Source organism: Streptomyces sp. NPDC048254, assembly GCF_043201895.1.
In the GTDB taxonomy this organism is placed as follows: domain Bacteria; phylum Actinomycetota; class Actinomycetes; order Streptomycetales; family Streptomycetaceae; genus Streptomyces.
In genome coordinates, this window is the sequence record NZ_JBICZJ010000004.1 from 21818 (window position 1) to 42348 (window position 20531).

Annotated in this window: 23 protein-coding genes; 13 read left to right on the forward strand and 10 right to left on the reverse strand. The window is 74.0% G+C overall.

The genetic code is table 11. The features are described from left to right. Positions 1–2: 2 nt before the first annotated feature. Positions 3–350 carry an acyl-CoA dehydrogenase family protein gene (locus tag ACGFZQ_RS12990; RefSeq protein WP_393840398.1) on the reverse strand — a complete coding sequence of 116 codons (348 nt, stop codon included), beginning with the start codon at positions 348–350 and terminating at the stop codon, positions 3–5. On the opposite strand from ACGFZQ_RS12990, the gene ACGFZQ_RS12995 reads away from it, so the two are divergent. Genes ACGFZQ_RS12995 through ACGFZQ_RS13005 form a run of 3 tightly spaced genes read left to right on the forward strand, consistent with a single transcriptional unit; the run spans position 280 to position 2536 of the window. Beyond that, on the forward strand, positions 280–1080 hold the full coding sequence (locus ACGFZQ_RS12995) for an alpha/beta fold hydrolase (protein WP_393840774.1): 801 nt from the start codon (positions 280–282) through the stop codon (positions 1078–1080). The two genes, ACGFZQ_RS12990 and ACGFZQ_RS12995, sit on opposite strands and share 71 nt — an antisense overlap. Beyond that, complete coding sequence (locus ACGFZQ_RS13000; RefSeq protein ID WP_393840399.1) at positions 1077–1658, forward strand: DoxX family protein; 582 nt, start codon at positions 1077–1079, stop codon at positions 1656–1658. Before ACGFZQ_RS12995 ends, ACGFZQ_RS13000 begins: the two co-directional genes overlap by 4 nt. Then, complete coding sequence (locus tag ACGFZQ_RS13005; protein ID WP_393840400.1) at positions 1658–2536, forward strand: NAD(P)-dependent oxidoreductase; 879 nt, start codon at positions 1658–1660, stop codon at positions 2534–2536. Before ACGFZQ_RS13000 ends, ACGFZQ_RS13005 begins: the two co-directional genes overlap by 1 nt. Here the strand turns inward: ACGFZQ_RS13005 and ACGFZQ_RS13010 are convergent. Both ACGFZQ_RS13010 and ACGFZQ_RS13015 read right to left on the reverse strand, forming a co-directional pair. After that, on the reverse strand, positions 2477–3868 hold the full coding sequence (locus ACGFZQ_RS13010) for an amidohydrolase family protein (RefSeq protein ID WP_393840401.1): 1392 nt from the start codon (positions 3866–3868) through the stop codon (positions 2477–2479). The genes ACGFZQ_RS13005 and ACGFZQ_RS13010 overlap by 60 nt on opposite strands. Then, a complete protein-coding gene (locus tag ACGFZQ_RS13015; protein ID WP_393840402.1) occupies positions 3865–5232 on the reverse strand; it encodes a CoA transferase in 1368 nt (455 codons plus the stop codon). Before ACGFZQ_RS13015 ends, ACGFZQ_RS13010 begins: the two co-directional genes overlap by 4 nt. A 22-nt stretch (positions 5233–5254) precedes the next feature. Here ACGFZQ_RS13015 and ACGFZQ_RS13020 point away from each other — a divergent pair, with 22 nt between their 5' ends. After that, positions 5255–5497 carry a hypothetical protein gene (locus tag ACGFZQ_RS13020; RefSeq protein ID WP_393840403.1) on the forward strand — a complete coding sequence of 81 codons (243 nt, stop codon included), beginning with the start codon at positions 5255–5257 and terminating at the stop codon, positions 5495–5497. Between the two features lie 62 nt (positions 5498–5559). Further along, entirely contained in the window at positions 5560–6333 is a 774-nt protein-coding gene (locus ACGFZQ_RS13025; protein ID WP_393840404.1) for an enoyl-CoA hydratase/isomerase family protein, read from the forward strand. 61 nt (positions 6334–6394) lie between these two features. On the opposite strand, the gene ACGFZQ_RS13030 is transcribed toward ACGFZQ_RS13025, so the two are convergent. After that, positions 6395–7168, reverse strand: a complete 774-nt coding sequence (locus tag ACGFZQ_RS13030; RefSeq protein ID WP_393840405.1) for a hypothetical protein — start codon at positions 7166–7168, stop codon at positions 6395–6397. 334 nt (positions 7169–7502) lie between these two features. Here ACGFZQ_RS13030 and ACGFZQ_RS13035 point away from each other — a divergent pair, with 334 nt between their 5' ends. Further along, positions 7503–8441, forward strand: coding sequence for an SGNH/GDSL hydrolase family protein (locus tag ACGFZQ_RS13035; protein ID WP_393840406.1), 939 nt, complete (start codon positions 7503–7505; stop codon positions 8439–8441). 93 nt (positions 8442–8534) lie between these two features. Here ACGFZQ_RS13035 and ACGFZQ_RS13040 read toward each other — a convergent pair whose 3' ends face one another. The 3 genes from ACGFZQ_RS13040 to ACGFZQ_RS13050 all read right to left on the reverse strand — a co-directional run bounded on the left by ACGFZQ_RS13040 (position 8535) and on the right by ACGFZQ_RS13050 (position 13219). Then, positions 8535–9347 (reverse strand): class I SAM-dependent methyltransferase, encoded by an 813-nt coding sequence (locus ACGFZQ_RS13040; RefSeq protein WP_393840407.1) that lies wholly within the window; start codon positions 9345–9347, stop codon positions 8535–8537. A 369-nt stretch (positions 9348–9716) separates the two neighbouring features. Further along, on the reverse strand, positions 9717–11522 hold the full coding sequence (locus ACGFZQ_RS13045; RefSeq protein ID WP_393840408.1) for a RecQ family ATP-dependent DNA helicase: 1806 nt from the start codon (positions 11520–11522) through the stop codon (positions 9717–9719). A 674-nt stretch (positions 11523–12196) separates the two neighbouring features. Beyond that, complete coding sequence (locus ACGFZQ_RS13050; RefSeq protein WP_393840409.1) at positions 12197–13219, reverse strand: DNA-directed RNA polymerase subunit alpha; 1023 nt, start codon at positions 13217–13219, stop codon at positions 12197–12199. A 532-nt stretch (positions 13220–13751) separates the two neighbouring features. Here ACGFZQ_RS13050 and ACGFZQ_RS13055 point away from each other — a divergent pair. Next, entirely contained in the window at positions 13752–14147 is a 396-nt protein-coding gene (locus ACGFZQ_RS13055) for a peptidoglycan-binding protein (RefSeq protein ID WP_393840410.1), read from the forward strand. Positions 14148–14243: 96 nt separating this feature from the next. Continuing rightward, positions 14244–14699: an RpiB/LacA/LacB family sugar-phosphate isomerase gene (locus ACGFZQ_RS13060; RefSeq protein WP_351737986.1), complete on the forward strand. Its 456-nt coding sequence runs from the start codon at positions 14244–14246 to the stop codon at positions 14697–14699. Between the two features lie 2 nt (positions 14700–14701). Here the strand turns inward: ACGFZQ_RS13060 and ACGFZQ_RS13065 are convergent, their stop codons facing one another. Continuing rightward, positions 14702–15067: a DUF6479 family protein gene (locus ACGFZQ_RS13065; protein ID WP_351710653.1), complete on the reverse strand. Its 366-nt coding sequence runs from the start codon at positions 15065–15067 to the stop codon at positions 14702–14704. A gap of 137 nt (positions 15068–15204) precedes the next feature. Between ACGFZQ_RS13065 and ACGFZQ_RS13070 the strand changes: the two genes are divergently transcribed. Both ACGFZQ_RS13070 and ACGFZQ_RS13075 read left to right on the forward strand, forming a co-directional pair. Further along, positions 15205–15579 (forward strand): ferredoxin, encoded by a 375-nt coding sequence (locus ACGFZQ_RS13070; protein WP_393840411.1) that lies wholly within the window; start codon positions 15205–15207, stop codon positions 15577–15579. Positions 15580–15686: 107 nt separating this feature from the next. Continuing rightward, positions 15687–16007 carry a hypothetical protein gene (locus tag ACGFZQ_RS13075; protein ID WP_393840412.1) on the forward strand — a complete coding sequence of 107 codons (321 nt, stop codon included), beginning with the start codon at positions 15687–15689 and terminating at the stop codon, positions 16005–16007. Positions 16008–16201: 194 nt separating this feature from the next. On the opposite strand, the gene ACGFZQ_RS13080 is transcribed toward ACGFZQ_RS13075, so the two are convergent. Continuing rightward, on the reverse strand, positions 16202–16360 hold the full coding sequence (locus tag ACGFZQ_RS13080; RefSeq protein ID WP_393840413.1) for a hypothetical protein: 159 nt from the start codon (positions 16358–16360) through the stop codon (positions 16202–16204). Between the two features lie 146 nt (positions 16361–16506). Here ACGFZQ_RS13080 and ACGFZQ_RS13085 point away from each other — a divergent pair, with 146 nt between their 5' ends. After that, positions 16507–17637 (forward strand): ABC transporter permease, encoded by a 1131-nt coding sequence (locus ACGFZQ_RS13085; protein WP_393840414.1) that lies wholly within the window; start codon positions 16507–16509, stop codon positions 17635–17637. 62 nt (positions 17638–17699) lie between these two features. Here the strand turns inward: ACGFZQ_RS13085 and ACGFZQ_RS13090 are convergent, their stop codons facing one another. Continuing rightward, entirely contained in the window at positions 17700–18149 is a 450-nt protein-coding gene (locus tag ACGFZQ_RS13090; protein WP_393840415.1) for a MarR family winged helix-turn-helix transcriptional regulator, read from the reverse strand. Positions 18150–18425: 276 nt separating this feature from the next. Here ACGFZQ_RS13090 and ACGFZQ_RS13095 point away from each other — a divergent pair, with 276 nt between their 5' ends. Together ACGFZQ_RS13095 and ACGFZQ_RS13100 are read left to right on the forward strand one after the other, a co-directional pair. Continuing rightward, complete coding sequence (locus ACGFZQ_RS13095; RefSeq protein WP_393840416.1) at positions 18426–19649, forward strand: Glu/Leu/Phe/Val dehydrogenase dimerization domain-containing protein; 1224 nt, start codon at positions 18426–18428, stop codon at positions 19647–19649. Beyond that, positions 19649–20485, forward strand: coding sequence for a hypothetical protein (locus ACGFZQ_RS13100; protein WP_393840417.1), 837 nt, complete (start codon positions 19649–19651; stop codon positions 20483–20485). Before ACGFZQ_RS13095 ends, ACGFZQ_RS13100 begins: the two co-directional genes overlap by 1 nt. The last annotated feature ends 46 nt before the right edge of the window (positions 20486–20531 follow it).

The following is a 20531-nucleotide window of genomic DNA, read 5'->3' on the forward strand; positions in this document are numbered from 1 at the left end:
GCTCACTCCCTCCCCAGGTCGAGCAGCCGGCGGGCGATGATGTCGCGCTGGATCTCGGCGGTGCCGCCGTAGAGGGTGGCCGCCTTCGCGTAGAGGTACTCCGACCGCCAGGGCGTCTCGGTCAGCTCCAGGACGCCGGGAAGCAAGACGCGCACCGTCTCGAAGAGTTGGTCGACGGCCACTCCTCGGCCGTGGCCGAAGAGGTCCCCGCCGACCAACGGCATTTCGCTGTCGTACCGGGCGGGCCGGGTACCGCGGCCACGGGCCGTCGTCCTCGCCCTGCACGGCGGCGGCACCGACTCGGCGTACTTCGACTGCCCGGGCCGGGCGGGGCTCTCGCTGCTGCGCACCGGAGCCGCCCTCGGCTTCACCGTCGTCGCCCTCGACCGGCCCGGCTACGGCGCCTCCCTGCCCGACGCCCACCTGCTCACCGACCCGGCCCGGCGGGTCGAGCTCGCCTACGCGGCCCTCGACCGCCTGCTCGCCTCCTGTCCCACCGGCGCTGGCGTGTTCCTCATGGCCCACTCCGCCGGCAGCGAACTCGCGGTGCGGATGGCCGCCGACGAACGGGGACGAGAGCTCCTCGGCCTGGAGATCGCCGGCACCGGACGGCACCACCATCCGCGCTCGGTGAGCTTCCTGGAACACGGCGACGAGGACCTGCGCCGGGCCCGCTCCCGGCTGCGGGAAGCGCTGTGGGGCGCGGGCCACCTCTACCCGCCGGAGCTCCTCGGCGGCGCGGGCATCGCGGCCCCCTCACCCGCGTACGAGTCCGCCGCACGCGGGTGGCGCCACGAGTTCCCGGAGCTGGCCGCACGCGTGCCCGTCCCCGTGCAGTTCAGCCTCGGTGACCACGAGGAGGTGTGGAGCGCGGGCCCCGCCGCCCTCGCCGACATCGCCGGCCTCTTCACGGCGTCGCCCCGCGTCCGCGCCAACGAACAGCCCGACGCAGGCCACAACCTGAGCCTCGGTCACTCGGCCCGGGCCTACCACCTGAGAGTGCTGTCGTTCGCCGAGGAGTGCGCGGTGACCCGAGAGGCGGGTCTCGCCGCGCCGCCAGGACAAGGGAGAGCGGGATGAACCAAGCCGACGCCGTCGCACTGCTGCTGCGCCTGGTCCTGGGCGTCGTCATGATCGCGCACGGTCTCAACCACTGGCGCGGCGGCGGCCGGATCGCCGGCACCGCCCGCTGGTTCACCGGCCTCGGCCTCACCCACGGCACCCTCCAGGCCTGGCTGAGCGTGGTCACCGAGATCGGCGCCGGGGTGCTGCTGCTGGCCGGCCTGCTCACCCCGCTGGCCTGCGCGGCCGTCATCTCGGTGATGCTGGTGGCGGGCCTGCTCGCCCATCGGCCGCACGGCTTCTTCGTCTTCAAAGAGGGCTACGAGTACGTCCTCACCCTCGCCGTCGTGGCAGTGGCGCCGGCCGCACTGGGACCGGGCAGCGCCTCCCTGGACGACGCGGCCGGCCTCGACCGGGACGGCTGGGCGGGCGCCGGCATCGCACTCGGGGTGGCCGTGGTGGCCACCGCCGGACTCTTCGCCACGTTCTGGCGCCCCAGCCCCAGCCCTAGCGCCACGCCCAGCCCCACGCCCAGCCCCAGGCCCGCGCCGGAACCGGCGCCGAGCCCCGAACCCCGTGAGCAGGAGGCCGGTTGATGCGCGTCGGATTCATCGGACTGGGCAGCCAGGGCGCCCCGATGGCCCGCCGGATCGTCGACGCGGGCTACGAGACGACCCTGTGGGCCCGCCGCCCCGCCACCCTCGTCCCGTTCGCCGACACCCCGGCCGGGCGCGCCGCGTCCCCCGCCGACCTGGCCGCCGCCAGCGACCTGGTGTGCGTCTGTGTCATCGACGACGCGGACGTCGAGGAGGTCCTCACCGGCACGCACGGTGTCCTCGCCGGGCTGCGCCGGGGCGGAGTGGTCGCCGTGCACAGCACCGTCCATCCCGACACCTGCCGGCGCCTCGCCGACCACGCCCGCACGCACGGAGTCGCCCTGGTCGACGCCCCGGTGAGCGGCGGGGGCCCGGCGGCGGCCGAGGGCCGGTTGGTGGTGATGGCAGGCGGCGAGCCCGGCACGGTCGCGTACTGCCGTCCGGTGTTCGCGACCTACGCGGACCCGGTCGTGCACATGGGCCCGCTCGGCACCGGCCAGCTGGCGAAACTCCTCAACAACGTCCTGTTCACGGCCAACCTGGCCACCGCCGCCGACACCCTGGCCCTGGGCCGGGACCTGGCGATCGACCCGGCCGCCCTCACCCGGGTCCTCGCCCACGGCAGCGCGGCCGGCTTCGCGCTGGACCGGGTCGCGGCGGCCGGTGGCACCCTGGACCGGTTCGCCGCCAACGCCGGGCCCCTGCTGCGCAAGGACGTCCGTCTGCTCACCGACGTCACCGGGGCAGTGGGTGCCTCACCGGACATCGTTCTGACGGCCGCCGGTGCCGCCCTCGCCCTGATGAACGGCCGACGGCCGTCAGCGGAGGATCCTCCCCCCGATGAGAGTCAGCCTCACAAGATCGGCCGACGGATGTGACAGGGCGTCCGCCAGCGGGACGGCGAGGAGGACCAGGTCGGCGGGTGCGCCGGGGCGCAGGCGCGGGGGAGGGGAGCCGGGGGCGTCGGGCGGTGCGAGGTACGCCGCCAGCGCCTGGGCCGCGGTGAGGCGTTCGGCGGGGTTCGCGGTCCGTCCGCCGGGGACGTGGCGCGTGGTGGCCGCCCGGATCACGGACCAGGGGTCGAGCGGCCCGTACGGGGCGTCGCTCGACAGCGCCAGCGGGACGCCGGCGTGGCGGAACGAGGCGCAGCGGTACAGGTCGTCGTGCTCGTGGGCCGGGGTGCCGTCGAGGAAGTCGTCGCCGCGGTCGGCGAGGAAGCCGGGCTGGGTGACCACGCGCAGCCCCAGGCGGCGTACGACGGGCACGGCCTCCGTCGGGACCACGGCGGCGTGTTCGACCCGGTCCCCGGGCAGCCCGCGGGTCTGTTCGAGCGCCGCGAGGAGCAGGGCGAGCGAGGCGGCCGTGACCGTGTGCACGGCGACCGGACGGCCCTGCCGGTGCGCGGCGTCGATCTCCTCGGTCAGCCCACCGAAGTCCGGCAGTCCGGAGTCCGCGAGGACGATCTTCCAGGGCCCGGGCGCCGGCCGGGCGGACGGCGGGGTGCCGAGCGGCGCCCCGAGCAGCAGCAGCCGTTGCGGCAGCCGGCCGCTGCCCGCCTCCTCGACCAGTGTGCCGACGGCGTCGGGAGCCAGGCCCGGGGTGGCGTCGGTGACCGCGGTGATGCCGTACCCGGCGAGCCGGCGGCCCACCGCCGCGAGGGACGGCGGGGCGGCCCCGGGCAGCCGGCCGCGCAGCCAGTCGTCGGCCCGCCACAGCCGCCCCGTCGGTGCTCCGGCGGCATCGCGTTCGATGCCGGGATGGCGTCCGGTCCCGAGGCCGGTCCGTTCGGCCGCACGGGAGTTGAGCACCCACAGGGCGCCGCTCCGGTGCTGTACCCGCACCGGGACGTCAGCGCGCAGCGCGTCCAGCCCGGTGGCGTCCAGTGCTCCGGCGACCCGTTCGTCGTAGCCGATGCCCCGGACCCAGCCGTGCCGGTCCGGAGCCGCCCGGTGCAGTGCCGCCCGCAGCGCCGGGCGGTCGTGGACGTGCGGGGGGCCGCAGCGTACGGAGGCGAACGCGGCCGCGAGCGCGAACAGGTGGAGATGATGGTCGGTCAGGCCGGGCAGCAGGGCACCGCCCGCCGCGTCGATCTCCTGCTCACCGGGTGCCCGCGCCAATGCCGAGCCCAACTCCCCGACCAGGCCGTCCCGGACGCGGACGGAGCACCGTCGGCCGTCGACCTCCGCGTTCCGGATCAGCAGCCCGCTCACGGCAGCGGGATCCCCAGCTCGCGCAGGACCGCGGCGGTGTCGGCACCGCTCGCCGGAGCGGCGCCGGCCGGACGGCGCGGGCGCGGGGCGGCCAGCGGGCGGGAGGTGCCGCCGGTGTCCAGCAGCCAGCCGTCGCCGTGTCCCACGACCCGGGCGTCCTGGCCGGCGGACCCGGAGAGACAGGCGGAGACGACGTCCGCCATCGACACGTCCAGGACCGCACCGCCGCCCCCGGGCCGTTCGGACAGGGCGAGCGCGGCCGCGAGCAGTCCGGTGAGCGGGTCGGCCACCGCGTCACCGGCGAACACGGGCAGCCCGTCCGCGTCCGCACCGAGGAGTCCGCGGGCGGCGGCCACGTCGTCACCGAAGCCGACCCGGCCCGCGGCCCGCCCATGCGCCGTGATGGAGATCCAGACACAGCCGCGGGCCGCCTCCGCCCCGGCGTCCAGCCCGAACCCGGCCAGCGCGCGGGGCCGGGAGGCCTCCACGACCACGTCGGCCCGGCCGACCAGCTCGTGCAGGGCGGCACGGCCCCGCGCGTCCATGGGGTCGAGCACGACCGAGGCATGCCCCGCGTGCAGCAGGTCGTAGAAGACCGGATCGCCGAAGCGGGCCCCGTCCGGGCGGGACGGGGTCTCCACCTTGACCACCCTGGCCCCCGCCGCGCCCAGCAGATGCGCGCACAGGGGGCCTGCCCACAGGGCGCTGAAGTCGACCACCAGCAGCCCCGCACCGTCGCGAGGTGTCCCGGGCAGCGGGCAGGTCCGCTCCGGCCGCGGCCGGACCGAACCGCCCGCGAGACCGAGGAGCCCGACCCGCTCGTCCAGGTCGGCGCCCTCGTGCGCGGCAAGCCACTCGGCCAGCCGCGCGGGCAGGGCCCCGGCATCGAGATCCCGGCCGATCAGCGCGCTCCACAGCAGCGGGTCGTCCGGACGCGCGTCGGACACGGCGGCCCAGCCGTCCCGGGTGGGCAGCAGCCGGCAACTGCCGCCCACCGACCGCCGGCCCTGCCGCCCGCGCCCACTGAGCGCGGCCCGCTCGGCGAGCAGCCGGGCCCCGTCGAACCCCGGCCCACCGGCGGCGGCGATGTGATCGGCCAGCCAGGCCGCGAAGGTGGCCGCCGCGCCGGGAGGCAGCAGCGGGGGCCCGTCGGAGTGACCGGTCAGGACGGGGACACCGCTGCGGGCCCAGTCCTCGGCGACACGGGCGGGGCCGGCGTCCGGCCAGCGACGTGCCGACCGGGTCGCGTCGGCACCCGGCCCGCCCTCGGGCGGTACCGGCGGACCGCCGGGTGCCCGGCGGATTCGGTCCGATGCCGGGCGCCGGGAGGACCCTGTCGTACCGTCAGATGCCCCGTCGGCCATGCGGGGATGGTAGATCAGAGAGGTGTCCGCGACCACAGCGCTCTCTCTCACCGAACTCGCGGCCGGGGCGGCGGACGCCGACCTGCTGGACGCGCGGGCGAAGCCGTCCCGGCCGTTGCTGGTCGTCGACCTGGACCCGGGGACCGCGGCACCCACCGCCCTCGACCTGGAGCAGGCCGTCCGCCGGGCCCGGGCCAGCGACCGACTGCTGGTGGGCCGCACCCTCCGACAGGTTCCCCCCTGTCCGGAAACGCCCTGGATCTGACGCTGGTACGGGCTCCGGGCGACCGTCTCTGCGCGACGGACGCCGCCGGGCACCCGGCCACCGTGGCGGTCACCGACCCGGCCGCCGAGGCGGAGTTCCTGCGCGCACGGGCGGCGGAACAGCCGCAGGCGGCCCTGGTGCTGCGCCAAGTCCTGGTCACGGCCGGGCGGTTGCCGGTGCCCCAGGCCCTCGATCTGGAGTCGCTGGCGTACTCGACGCTGCTCGGCGGTGCCGGTTTCGCCGGCTGGCTGGCGGCCCGCGGGCCACGGCCCGCGCCGCCGCGCGCGACCGGCGACCCCGTGCTGGCGTACCGCGAGGGCGGCCTGCTGCGGATCACCCTCAACCGGCCCGAGCGGCGCAACGCGCACGGCGCGGAACTGCGTGACGCACTGGCCGCGGCCCTCGACATCGCCGTCTGGGACGAGACCGTGCGTGAGGTGGTCCTCGACGGCAACGGCCCCTGTTTCAGCTCCGGCGGCGACCTGGACGAGTTCGGTGCGGCCGGTGACCTCGCCACCGCGCATCTGATCCGCACCCGGGCGGGTGCGGCGGCCCGTCTGCACGCCCTCGGCGTACGGCTCACCGCGAGGATCCACGGGACCTGCGTCGGCGCGGGCATCGAACTCCCGGCCTTCGCCACCCGGGTCCTGGCGGCACCCGGCACCACCGTCCGGCTGCCCGAACTGTCCATGGGCCTGATCCCCGGTGCCGGAGGCACGGTGGGCATCCCGCACCGGATCGGCCGCCGACGCAGCCTGTACCTGGCCCTCGACGGCCGGCCCGTCCCCGCCGAACGTGCCCTGGCCTGGGGACTGGTGGACCGGATCGAGGAGTGAGACGCCCGCCGAGGCAGTGGCAGTGGCAGTGGCAGTGGCAGTGGCAGCGGCGGAGCCTGCCTCAGCCGAGGCAGATGACCAGCAGACAGAGTTTCGAGGGCGAGGTCGCGGTCGGTGCGGGACTCGCCGCCGGTGCCGGTGTGCTGTCGCCGGCGGTGGGGGTGGGCGTGGCCGCCGGCTCCGACTGGGGGGAGGTGGTGCTGCCGGATGCCGTGGCTGCGGCCGCTGCCTGGGGCTGGGCGGCGGACGACGTCGTGGACGGCTTCGACGTGAGGGTGAGCCGACGGGGCGTCGGGGTGGCCCGGGGCGTGCCGACGGTCTGCTCCTGCGGCGCGTTGGCGGTGGCCGTCGACCGGGCGGAGGGGGTGGGGTCCGGGGCCCGGTGGCGGCCGGTCGGTGTCGACGCCGACGCCGTGGGCTCCGTGGCCTCCTCGTCCGCGACTCCCATGGTCGTGGTGTCCGGGGCGCTGGCCGCCTGTGCCCGGTCCGTGGACTGACGGTCCAGCGAGGCCACGGTCAGACCGCCGCCGACCAGGGCGACCGCGGTGGCCACCAGGGCCCGCCGCTGGGTTTTCTTCCAGCGGGCCCGCTGACGGCGCCGGGCCGCCCGGCCGAGCGGCCCGGCGGACAGGGCGGGGGAGTCGTCGTACGGGACGTCGGCGGCCTCTTCCGCCTCGTCCGCGTACGCGTCCGTGTCGTCGTGCCAGGCGCTGTCGGCCGGGGCCTGCCAGGGCGTCGCGACGGCGCGGGGCGCGATGTCCGGGGCGTAGGCGCCGCAACCGGGGCACGCCAAGGCGCCGTTGAGGTGCCGACGGCACGAGGAGCAGTAGTCCATCCGCGGTCTTCCTGACTCGACTGCGCCAGCGGCGTCCTCGGCCGTGGCCTGATCTCGATCGCACGTGGGATCGAACGGCCAGAACGGTAGCGAGCCTTTGGCCGGGCAGTGTGCAGCCTGTGTGCTGGTTCTGCGCAGATGCGACACGCGGATACGGCCGGGTACGCGGAGTCGCCGCCGTACGCCGACCGCGGTAGGCCCTGCTGCAACCGCAGTACGCCGGTGCGCAGGCGTGTACTGCGCACCGAGTCCGCAGGTTGCCCAGAGGGGGACGACGACAGGACACACCGTGTCCGGAGAGCCTGGGAACCCCAGCAGGAGGCAGGACACTCGGATGAGGACTCGTACCGGGCTCGGACTGGCGGCGGTCGCCTCGTGCGTCGCGCTCGTCGCCGCCGTGGCCGTCGGCCGGGACGGCGGTGTGGCCGCCGCGTCCCGGCCCGCCCCGCCGAAGGGGCCGTATGTGGCGCTCGGCGACTCCTACACGGCCGGGCCGCGGATCCCCGACCAGAACGGCCGGCCCACGGGCTGTGAGCGCTCCGACCGGAACTATCCGGCACTGGTCGCCGCCGGACTCGGCGTGCGGACGGCCGAGTTCGAGGACGTCAGCTGCAGCGGGGCCGTCACGGGCGACCTGCTCGCACCGCAGTCGACGGACCACGGCGTCAACCCCGCCCAACTGTCGGCCCTGACCACCGCGACACGGCCGGTCACCCTGGGCATCGGCGGCAACGACATCGGCTTCGGCTCGCTGATCACGACCTGCGTCAGGAGCGGCGTGGCATACCGGTTGGAGAAACGGCTGGGGGCCGGCACCGCAGACCGGGCGCCGTGCCGCGGCCGGTACGTGTCCGGCGGCACCGACGAGATCGAGGGGAGGATCAGGACGGCGGCCGGCCGGTTGTCCGACACCCTGGACGAGATCGGCCGCCGAGCACCCAGGGCCCGGATCTACGTCGTCGGGTATCCGGCGATCCTGCCCGCCGAGGGAACCGACTGCACCGCGATGGGGCTGGCGCCGGGCGATGTGAGCTTCCTGCGCGAGAAGGAGCGGCAGCTCAACGCCATGCTCCGGGAGCGGGCGCGGGCCGTCGGCGCCGGGTACGTCGACACCTACACCCCCTCCGCGGGCCACGACGCCTGCGCGGACCCCGATACGCGCTGGATCGAGCCGCTGATCCCGGCGGCAGCGGCGGCCCCGGCGCACCCCAACGCGCGCGGCGAGCGCGGGATGGCCGCGGCCGTGCTCCGCGCGGCCGGCGCGACGGACTGAGGCGGGCGTGCCGGAGCGAGGCGGGCGTGGCGTCCTGCTCGACTGAGCGTGCTCACCTGGAAGCGGGAGCCCGCTCCCGCTGTTCGCGGCGCGTCAGCGCGCGTTCTCCGCCTCGGGTTTGTGTCCCCAGGCGGTCAGCATGCCGGCGGACAGCGCGGCGCACTCGTCGGAGTCCAGGTAGCGGACCGCCGCGTCGACGGCCGCGTCGTCGACCAGGCCGGTGGCGAGCATCGCCGCCCGGCTCCGCTCCCAGGTGTCCGCCCAGAAGCGGCTGATGGGACTGCCCGGCAGCAGCGGCGGCACATGGATCTCGGCGGCGACGGACACCAGCCCCGCCCCCCGCAGCAGCTGCGGGTACGACGGCACCCAGGAGACATCGGTGCCGATGGTCGTCCGCAGCCCCTGCCACATCGCCCGCATCACCGTGGAGTACGGCGTGCCGGGCGTCCGGTCGCTCGTCAGGTCGACCGCGTCGCTGAGCACCAGCACCCCGCCCGGCTCCACGAGTCCGGCCAACGCGGTGATCAGGCGGTCGTGCTCGGACAGGTGCATCAGCACGAAGCGTGCGTGGACGAGCCGGAACCGGCCGCGGATCGAGTCCGGGGCGGCGGTGATGTCGGCCTCCAGCACCTCGAGTCCGGGCCGCTCGGTGAGGAACCGTACGTCCCGGTCCACGGCGAGCACGCTCGCCACCCCGGCCTCGTCCAGGAGCCTGCGGGAGACCGTGCCCGTGCCGGCGCCCACGTCGAGGCAACGCCAGCCGGGGCCGGCCCCGAGTGCCCGCAGCCGCGCCATGGTGAGGTCGTCGTAGACGAGGGCGCCGACGTCGATGCGCTCACCCTCGCCCACCTGTCCGGGACGGAAGACGGCCTCGCCGTAACGGCCACCGCCCGGAGCGGTGGTCATGCCGCCGCCGGAGTGCCGCCGAGGGAGCCGCCGGACCCGAGCGGCCGGAACAGCGGGTGGTCGCGGAGTTTCATGGCCGGGCCTCCTCACGGGGTGGTGCGGCCCGTCCCGGGGCGGCCGCATCACCGATCCTGCACCGACGACCGCCCGCACACCCGAGGCGCGCCGCGCCTGACCCGATCGGCCTCACCGGCCCTGGAGCCGACCGCCGACGGCACGGCGTACAGGTTCGGCACGGTGACCGCGGCGGGTGCGGTACGACGTGTGGTGCCGGTCGATGCCGGTGAGCTGGCGGGCGCGGCCCGCCATGAGCCCGCCGCCCGCTACGGCGGGGCCGCCTCTCGACGACCGGGACTCGCGGGTCCGGCGTCAGCGCGGTGCGTCGGGCAACGTGGCGAGCAACTGCTTGTCCGTCACCACGGCCAGTGACAGCGTGCGATAGCCGACCGACTCGAACAGGATGGTGATCTTGCCGTCGCCCTCGCTCATGACCTCGCCGTGGCCCCACTGGTCATGGCGCACGCGGACGCCCGGCAGGTAGGCGTGGTCGTCCGCCGCGGGGCGTGCGACCGTCTCCGCCGCCCGGACGGCACCCGCGGAGGCGCCCGCGCGCGCACCGGCCCGGGTCCACCGGCGCCGCCGCGTGGCCGCCTTGTACGGCCTTCCGGCGTTCCCGGACCGCTCGCGCCTCAGCCCGCTCGCAGGCTTGGCCAGCGGGCCTGTGCAGTTGCCGCAGGCCCCGCACGGGACGGGGACGGACTCGCCGAAGTATCCAAGGAGGAACCGCCGCCGGCAGTCGGTCGTCTCGCAGTACCCGCGCATCATGTCGACCCGGGACTGTTCGAGCTTGCGGTGCGTGGCGTGGACGGCGAGGGCGCTCTGTACCGCGGCGTCGACCTCGTCATCCGCCAAGGCGCCGTCGGCGCCGACCGCGCCGGTGAAGCGGCTGCCGTCCCGTCCGGTACGGACGACCCCGGCCTCCTCCAACAGGTTGAGCACGGCGGACAGTGCCGTCGCGTCGAGTCCGCAGTCGGCCCGCAACCGGGTCGCGCCCACGGCGCCCGCCTCGCCGCGCAGCCGCTCGGCGACGCGGCGCAGCGCGTCGGCGTCGGGAGCGCCGGCGGCGAAGAAGCGTTGCAGGCCCAGATCCTGCGGGCGGTAGGCGAGGATCGCCCTGGCCGGCGCCCCGTCGCGGCCGGCCCGGCCGATCTCCTGGTAATAGGCGTCGAGCGAGCCGGGGACGGAGGCGTGCAGGACGAACCGCACGTTCGCCTTGTCGATGCCCATCCCGAACGCCGAGGTCGCCACGACCACGTCGAGTTCACCGGAGCTGAACCGGTCCTGGGTTCGGCCGCGGTCGGCGGCGGAGAGGCCCGCGTGGTAGCTCGCGGCGGACAGTCCGAGGTCCCTCAACCGCTCGGCGTAGCTGTCCGCCGCGCGCCGCGTGCCCGCGTACACGATTCCCGGCTTCTCCTCGACGGCCGCCCGCTCCACGACGAACCGCTCCTTGGCGGCTCCGTCCTGAAAGGCCGACACGTCCAGGTGGATGTTGGGACGGTCGAAGCCGGCCACTGTCTCCACCGGGTCGTTCATGCCGAGACGTTCGGCGATGTCCCGGCGTACCGGGGCCGCCGCGTTCGCGGTCAGGGCGAGCACCGGCGGGTTGCCGAGCCGCTCGCGCGCGTGGCGCAGCCGCAGGTAGTCCGGCCGGAAGTCGTGTCCCCAGGACGACACGCAGTGTGCCTCGTCCACGACCAGCAGCCGGGGCCGGACGGCAGCGAGCCGGTCCGTGACGTCCGGCTTCGCGAGCTGTTCGGGAGCGAGGAAGACCACGTCGACCGAGGAGGCGCTGATGCGGGCCCATGCCGTCTCGTTGTCGCTTCGGCGCTGCGCGGAGTTGATGGCGGCGGCGCGCAGCGCGCCGGATCCGAGCAGGCTCTGCATCTGGTCCCGCTGAAGCGCGATCAGCGGCGAGACGACCACGACCGGACCGCCGAGCAGGACCGCGGGCACCTGGTACACGGCGGACTTGCCCGCGCCGGTCGGCATGACGGCGAGTACGTCACGCCCCTTCATCACGGCCTTCATCGCACTCAGTTGGGCCGGACGCAACCGCTGCCAGCCGAAGACCCGACGGGCGACGCCGCGCAGACGACGGGACGTGAGTACGAACATGGTTCTCCTTGAAGGTGGGCATCCAACCGCCGTGCCTCTGGCGGCTACCCCGGTTCGCCGGGATATCGCCTCACACGACGCGGCCACCACGACCGTTCGCCGAACGATTCCTTCCGGCCCCGCCCACCCCGTCGTTCTGCCGCGCCTGTCGGGAGAGTCCGCCTACGATCCGTCGCCGTGCGGATACGCGACCGGATCGCAGGGAGGGACGGGGATGTCCGGACTGAGATCACCGAGGCGCTGGGGCGCGCTCGGTCGACCGCGGTGACGACCGGGCGGTCCTTGGGGTGCAGGTCGCCGCCTCATCCTGGGAACCTTGATGTCAGACGCGGACGGTTCCCTGCCGACGCCGAGGGAGCCGTCCAGGGGGTACACCAGACCGCGACGACTTCGCCTCGTTTCCTGGACCGATGGCCGGCGCCGAGGCGCGCGCTTCTCGAACGGCCCGCGAACGGTCAAGGCCCTGGAGTCTGGGCGGCGAGCGAACGGCGTCCGGCCTGTGCCCCGCGCGACCGTGGACTCCCGAAGGTCAGGCGGGGCGGCGGGGGCCGGCCGGGTGGCTATGCCGGGAGTCGGGGTTCATCGCCTAACCCCTGCCGAAACATCTCCTCCCGGGGTCCGCTGTGCCGTCTCCTCACGGCCGGGTCCCCCGTGACCCGGCCGTCACGCGGCGTTCAGTACTGCTCGGTCTCCGCGAAGCCCGTGTCCGTGTCATTGCCCGCGCCGAAGGCGTCGGCGGCGGCGGTCGGGTCGAATCCGGGCGGGCTGTCCTTGAGGGCCAGGCCCATGCCGGCCAGCTTCGCCTTGACCTCGTCGATGGACTTCGCACCGAAGTTGCGGATGTCCAGGAGGTCGGCCTCGGAGCGGGCGACGAGCTCACCCACGGAGTGGACGCCCTCGCGTTTGAGGCAGTTGTACGACCGGACGGTGAGGTCGAGCTCCTCGATCGGCAGTACCAGGTCGGCGGCGAGGGCGGCGTCCGTCGGGGACGGGCCCATGTCGATGCCCTCGGCGTCGATGTTCAGCTCGCGGGCGAGACCGAACAGCTCGACCAGGGTCTTGCCGGCCGACGCCATGGCGTCACGCGGCCGCATCGCCTGCTTGCTCTCGACGTCGACGATCAGCTTGTCGAAGTCGGTGCGCTGCTCGACACGGGTCGCCTCGACCTTGTACGTGACCTTGAGCACCGGCGAGTAGATGGAGTCGACCGGGATACGGCCGATCTCCTGGCCCACCTGCTTGTTCTGCACGGCGGAGACGTAACCGCGGCCACGCTCGACCGTCAGCTCCATCTCCAGCTTGCCCTTGCCGTTGAGCGTGGCGAGGACCAGATCGGGGTTGTGCACCTCGACACCGGCCGGGGGCGCGACGTCGGCGGCGGTGACCAGACCCGGGCCCTGCTTGCGCAGGTACATCACGACCGGCTCATCGTGCTCGCTGCTCACGACCAGCTGCTTGATGTTGAGGATCAGGTCGGTGAGGTCCTCCTTGAGGCCCGGCACGGTGGTGAACTCGTGCAGGACACCGTCGATACGGATGCTGGTGACAGCAGCGCCGGGGATCGACGAGAGGAGGGTGCGACGGAGGGAGTTGCCGAGGGTGTAGCCGAAGCCCGGCTCCAGCGGCTCGATCACGAACCGGGACCGGAACTCGTCGACGACCTCTTCGGTCAGGGACGGACGCTGAGCAATCAGCACGAGGTGTTGCCTCCAGTGGTTTGGCGCCCGCTATGTGACGCCGTAGACACTACGAAGGGTACGGCGGCACGGGCGATGAGGCCTGCGAAGAGGCCGGACCCGCCCGACTCCATCCCCGCGGGGAGGCATCTGGCTTCCTTTCCGCCCGCCCCTGCCGCGGGCCCGGACCCCCGCCCGGCGTCGTCCCGCGCCGGGAAGCAGGCGAGTCGAGAGCTCCACGACGTGTCCGTGTTCGGTCGGCCGATGGCTTCATGAAGGCGCTCTGCCTGCGGTAACGGCGTACGCGTCATGCTTTGGACGCACGCCCGGGTGAACCGGTTCACGTCCACAGGGGGATGGCCGCCTGTCGGTGATGACCTGCCCCGCGCGCCACCTCACGCGCTCTGTTGCCCTACGTGTTGAATCAGTCACTCTTGGTGTGCGGGCGTCGGGGCGGTCTCGTATCGAGGCCGCTCAGTCACGTCTATCTCGCTTCGTCGGGTGTGGACGGCTCGAACGCCCGGCCCGGTACCGATCACTCCGAAGGAGCATCATGCAGATCAAACGAGGTCTCACGGCCTCCGTCGCCGTCCTCGTGCTGGCCGGTGCGGCCGCTGTCGCGGCCGCGGCTCCCGCTCCTGCGAGGACGTCGGCCGCCGCCGCTGCCCCGCTCGCAGCCGCAGGCCCCTCCGCGGCCAAGGATCCGGCCTACTGCGGCTTCGACAACCGGCTCACGCCGCCCACGATCCGTGAGGGCGCCGCCGGAAACGTGGTGAGCGAGGCCCAGTGCCTGCTCCAGCTCTGGGGCTTCTACGTGGGCCCGAGGGGAGTCGACGGCGTCTTTGGCTCCCTCACCACCAGTGCCGCCAAGTCGTTCCAGACCAGCCGCGGCCTGACCGCCGACGGCATCATCGGCCCGAACACGTGGGCGCGGCTGCGCAACGGGTGAGCTCACACGCCCTGTGGTCGGTGCTCCGCGATGAGGTGGGCAGTGCTGTCGACGCGGAGAGTTTGGCCCTCCGGGCGGGGGAGAAGAGAGAGAACCATGATGATCTCCGTCTCCTCCGACATGGACGAACCTGTCGCGCGCCTCCTCGTCGAGGAGCTGCGGCGCCGGGGCCACGAGGTGCGTACGTACGGCGCGCTGGAGCCAGGGGCCGACCCGCAGTGGGCGGTCTGCTCGGAGGCGGCCGCCCGTGAGGTCGCCGCCGGCGGCGCCGACCAGGCGATCGTCTGCTGCTGGACCGGCACCGGCGCCTCGATCGCCGCGAACAAGGTGCCCGGCGTCCGCGCCGCCCTGTGCACGGACGCGTACACCGCGGACGGCGCCCGCCGCTGGAACGACGCCAACGTCCTCGCCCTGAGCCTGCGCCTGACCTCGCAGCCGGTGCTCAAGGAGATCCTCGACGCCTGGTTCGCGGCAACGCCGAGCCAGGACGCCGAGGATCTCGGGAACGTGGCCCACGTCGGACGTCTCGACGCGGGCCGGGGGGCTGTCTAGGGTCAGTGGGCGCCGAGCCCGCCACCGCCGAACGAGCCGCTGCTGCCCTTGCTCCAGCGCGGCCGGTCCGTCGACGTACTCGGCCTGGTCTGCTGATTGCTCAGCTCGTAGGGGGTGAGCGGACGTCCGCCCTTGGGCATCCGGGGAATCTCCTCCGACTCGCGGTTCTCCCGGATCTCATGGACCGCGCCCTCTGGTGGAAGCTTCGGCTGCTCATCGGGACGCGGCCGGAGCGACTCGCGGTACTTGACACGGTTGCCCAGCCAGAAGCCCCCGGCGAGCATCGCCAGTACGGCCACCGCCACCACGAACAGCCCGAGACTCAACAGGCCGCTGGGAGCGGCCAGCTCCATCGATACCGTACTCATAGCAAGGGGATACCCCGCCCAGAACGGGACGAACCGGACGCGCTCGGTGGCCGACCGGGCACGGCGGGCGACGGCGGCCACCGGAACCGCCCGCGGCGACGGGTTTGCCGGGTCCGTACCTCGGCAACCCGGGGTGCATGACGTCGACGACTTCTCAACAGGAGCTCTACGGATACCTCGAGGATCGCTTCGCCTGCGCACAGGCCTGTACGGAGTGTGCTCGAATGTGTGCGCTGCGCGCCGGCGTGTTCGATCCCGACGGGACGGTCGAGCTGGAGCGGGTACGCCGTACGGGCATCATGTGCGCCGAGGTGTGCGACGCGACCTGCCGGGCGCTGACCGAGGAGAACGCCCGGGACGAGGGCGGTCTGCGCGTCCAGCTGGAGTGGTGCCGGACGATCTGCCTCCAGTGCGCGCAGGCCTTCGACACCCGCCCCGGCGCCGAGGAGAGCGCGGCCGCCTGCCGGGCGTGCGCCGTGGCCTGCACGGAGTTCATGGCGGTCCTGGCCTGAACGGTGGCCTCCGGGAACGGATCGGTCACCAGTTCGGCAGAACCCTGTCCGGTGCCGTTGCGTCGGCTTAGTCTGCGCGCAGGGTGTCACCGCCAGGGGGAGCCGAGATGCCATCGCCGGAGACATCCGTACGCCGACGGCCGACCGTCACCGCCGTCCTGGGCGCAGCTGTCTTCATCGTCTTACTGGCGTTCCTGAACTTCGTCACAGGCGTCTACACCTGGGTGGCCTGCGACTCGTCCGAGGCGTTGCCGTTCAGCATCCTGGCCGGCTACCTCGTCTGCCTCCTGGCACCCCTGACCGTTCTGGTCACGTTGATCCCGGTCGCCAAGCGCTGGCTGAGCATCTGGTTTCTCGCCCCGCCCGCGGCGTTCTTCGTTGTGGCACTGGGGCGGCTCGCATATTTCGTATACCTCATCAAGACGTAGCTCCGAGAGGCGTGACCGAAGGGCGCCGAGCTGTGCCGGTCGCGGTTCCGGGCTGGGGGTCAGTCGAGGGCGGGGCGGTCGGTGTAGCCGTGTGGTCGCCGCCGAAGCTGGTGGCCCGGTCGGGGGTGTTGTAGGGGCCGCCCCGGGCGAGGCGCACGGGCTGTTCCGCCCTACTGGCCCCGTCGCGGTCGGCCTCAGTCGCTCTCCGCGTCCGTGTGCAGATGGGCGGCGACTTCCCGGTGGGTCGGGGAGGGCGGCAGCGGGCGGGGGTCGTTCGGGCGCAGGCCGTCCACGAAGATGCGCACATGGCGGGTGGCCAGGGCCTTGGCCTGCTCCGCGGGCAGGTACGGCATGGGGCGGCAGACCACGCCCCTCGTCCACCCGGGCCGGTGGACCGCCCCTCGTCCACCTGCGACAAGCCACGAACGCCCCGCGCTCAGTCCCACCCCGGAAAACCACGAGGGCCCAGTGCCCGCCCGACCCGGAAAGCCCTCGCCCCATGCACCACGGCATACAGCCCTCCGTCAGCGCGCCGCCCCAGCCGACCCCGTACCCCCTGGATGCCGACCCCGCCGCCGATCACGCACGGCACGCCAGGCACGCGCTGGTCGACTCCGAACCCGGACTGCCCGCCCCGGTGCTCGCGGCGGCCGCCGGCACCCGGAAGGCGATGCTCGTCCCGGTGATCACCGCGCTGGCGATAGGCACCGTGTTCGTCGCCGTGTACCTCGCGGCCTTCCACGCCCCGTCGGCCCGCCACCAGCCCGTGGGCATCGCCGCCTCCGACAAGGTGGCCGCGCGCACCGAACTCGCCCTCAACAATGCGGCCCCGGACGGCTACACCTTCTACCGGTACGCGGACACCGCGGCCGCCCGCCGGGCCGTCGTCCACGACCGGGTTCCGGCCGCCCTGGTCGCCGACGGCCGGGGCACGCGACTGCTGGTCGCCGGCGCACAGGGGCCGTCCACGGTGTCCAGTCTCGCCACGGCGATGACCGCCGCGGTCGGCAAGCCGCTTCCGGTGAAGGACGTACTGCCCCTGGCGGCGGCCGACTCCCGCGGACTGTCGGTGTTCTACGCCGCCTTCGGCGTGGTGCTCGCCGGCTTCCTCTTCGCCGTCTCCTCCTACCAGATAGCGCCACGCCTGCGGCTGGCCGTCCGGGTCGCCTCGATGCTGGTCTTCGCCGCCGCCTCCGGCGTGATGGTGGCCCTGATCGGGCACACCGCCCTGAGCGCGTTGCCCGCCCCGTTCGCGGTGGTCACCCTCGTGGTGGGTCTGCTGGCGTGGGCGGCCGCCGCGGCCGCCGGAGTGCTGCTGCGCGTGTTCGGGCCGCTCGGCATGCCGGTCGCCTCCGTGGTCCTGCTGATCCTCGGCAACGCCACCTCCGGCGGCATCCTGCCGGCCACCTTCCTGCCCGCCTGGCTCTCCCCGCTGGCCTCGGTCCTGCCGCCGGCCGCGGCGGTACGAGGGCTCCGGGGCGCCGCCTACTTCCACGACGCGCATCTCACCGGTGCCGTCACCACCCTGGCCGCCTGGGGCCTGGGCTGTCTCACCCTCCAGTACGTCCTGGACCGCGTCGCCGCCCGCCGCAAGCCGGCCGGCTCGGCGGACCTCGTGGTCGCACGCTGACGGCCTGACACCCTGCCGTCGGCGGCCGCCGGCCTCGCCGCTGATGTTCGCCCCGATCCTGGTCAGCTCTGCTGTGACGTGGCGCGGGCGAGGCTCTCCTCGATACGGCTCAGGACTTCGACGGCCTCGGCCTGCTGGGCCGGGGTCATGCCCTCGGCGACGCTGGTCTCCAGGTCCATCCAGACCTGCTCCACCTCACCGCGCAGAGCGTTGCTGGCCGCCGTGGGCTCGATGATGGTGACCCGCCTGTCGGTGGCACAGGGATGCCTGCGGACGAAGCCCGCGTTCTCCAGCCGCCGGACGGTGCGCGTCATGGTGGCGGCGTCGGAGCCGAGCAGCCGGACGAGGTCGGTCTGCCGCTGCGGGCCCCGGTCCCACAGCTGCATCATGACCAGTTCCTGGCCGGGGTGGAGCCCCACCCGGCGCAGCAGTTGGCCGGCCAGCATGCGGTGCAGACGGGCCACCCGGAGGATCGCGTGATTGAGCGCGCCGGCCGCGACGGAATCCGGCATGGGTACGTCCGCCGGTGCCGTCGGGTCGCCCGTGGTCTCCGGCTGGCTCCTCGGTTCCTCGCGTGACCTGTGCAGTTGATCGAACAGGGAGAGGCTACCGCGAAGCGGTTCCCCAAGAGGGGCGCCGGCCATACCCCGGAACAGGGGACTGCCCAGTGATCCACGGCCGGAACTACCGTCGGAGCGCGCGTGAGTGGCCGCTTCCGGGTCTTCCACGACCGCCAGTGGCGCGCTCCGTGGTCAGTCCGCATCGGCTTTCGCTAGGAGCCCATCGCCGTGAACAGCGGTCTTCTCACCCCGCCCGCGGCCCGTGCCGGCGGCGCGGCAGCCCGACCCCCCGAAGCGTCACTCACCTGGACCGACCCCGTCACCGGGCGCCAGGGCTTCCTCGTCATCGACCGGCTCGTCCGGGGCCTGGCCAGCGGCGGCCTGCGGATGCGCGAAGGCTGCCGCCACGAGGAGGTCAGGGAACTGGCGGCGGCGATGAGCGTCAAGGAGGCGCTGCACTACGACCCCACGGGCCGCTACCTCCCCATGGGCGGCGCGAAGGGCGGCATCGACTGCGACCCGCTCAGCAGCGAGGCGCGCGGCGTGCTCTCCCGCTTCCTCGCCTTCATCCGGCCGTACCTGGAGAACAACTGGGCGACCGGCGACGACCTCGGCACCACCACGGAACTCATCGACGAGGTGCTCGGTGAGCTGGGCGTGGACGGCTGCATCGCCCCCGTCGTGCGCACCCTCGACGACCCGCAGGCGGCGCGGAAACGATTCGCCGACGCGTTCGCCGTCGAGGTCGACGGCATCGGACTCGCCGAACTGGTCGGCGGCTGCGGGGTCGCGGAGGCGGTCCTCACCGTCCTGGACCGGGACGGCGTCTCCCGGACGTCCGCCACCGCCGTCGTCCAGGGCTTCGGCGCCATGGGCGGCTCGACTGCCCGTTTCCTGAACGAGGCGGGAATCCGGGTGGTCGGCATCTCCGACGTCCACGGCACCGTCGCCAACCCGCGCGGCCTGGCCGTGGAGGACATGCTGCGCCACCGCCGGGCGTACGGAGCCGTCGACCGCGGCCGGCTCGGTCCGGACGACGTCCTCCTGGACCGGGACGACTGCCTGTCGCTCGCGGCCGACCTGCTGGTCCCGGCCGCGACCTCCTACACCGTCCACGAGAACAACCAGGACCGGGTCGCGGCCCGCTACATCGTGGAGGCGGCGAACCTGCCCGTGACAGCGGGCGCGGAGGAGCGGCTCCGCGCCCGCGGCTGTGTCGTCGTACCCGACGTCGTCGCCAACTCCGGGACCAACGCCTGGTGGTGGTGGGTGCTCTACGGCGATGTCGCCCCGAACGCCGCCGCCTCCCTGTCCAAGGTGCGGGGAGCCCTGCGTGACCTGGTGACGGAGACCCTGAAACTCGCGGAGGACGCCGTGTGCACGCCCCGCCAGGCGGCCCGCTACCTGGCCGACGCCAGACGCGACGTGCTGCTGAGCCGGATGCGTGCCTGATGGTCACCACACTGCTGGCCGCCGTGGCGGCGCTCGGCTGGGGCGCGGCGGACTACTGCGGCGCCAGGGCCTCGCGGACCGTGCCGGCCGCGCGGGTCGTCTTCCTCTCCCAGGTGCTGTCCCTCCCGGTGATCGCCGTCTGGCTGGCGGCGACCGCCGAGCACGGGCCCGGACTGTCCGCCCTCGCCTGGGGGTTCGGGGCCGGCGCCCTCGGCCTGCTGGGGCTGGTGCTGCTCTACCGGACGCTGGCGGCCGAGGGAATCGTGCTGGTGGCACCCGTCACGGCGGTGACGGCGGCCGTCGTACCCCTGGTCGTCGGACTGGCCGTCCAGACGGCGCCCGGCCCGCTCGCGCTGTGCGGGGTCTGCTGCGCGGTGCTCTCGATCGCCCTGGTGAGCCAGGCCGGGCGGATCCGGCAGGCCACCGTCGCGACCCGCACGCTGCTGCTGGCCCTGGCGACCGGCGGAGCGCTCGGACTCCAGCTGGTGTTCATCACCCATCCGGGACCGGACGCCGGCCTGTGGCCACTGGTGGGCGCCCGCGCCGTCTCCATCCTGTGCGTCGCCCCGGGCGCGCTGCGCGGGTGGCCGAAGGCGGGCGGCGTGCCCGTGCCGTGGCTGCCCGTGGTACTGGCCGGGGCACTCGACTCGGCCGCCTTCGCCTTCTGCCTGTTCGCGACGGACCAGGGTCTGCTGAGCGTGGTCGGACCGATCGTGTCCCTCTACCCGGCAGCCACCGTGGTGCTCGCACTCGTGCTCGACGGCGAACGCGTGACGGTACCTCAGGCACTCGGGCTGTGCCTGGGCGCCGGGGCGCTGCTCCTCGTGGCGGTCTAGCGCCGCCGCCCCCACCCCTCCCCTTCCTCCTCACGAGAGACACCGA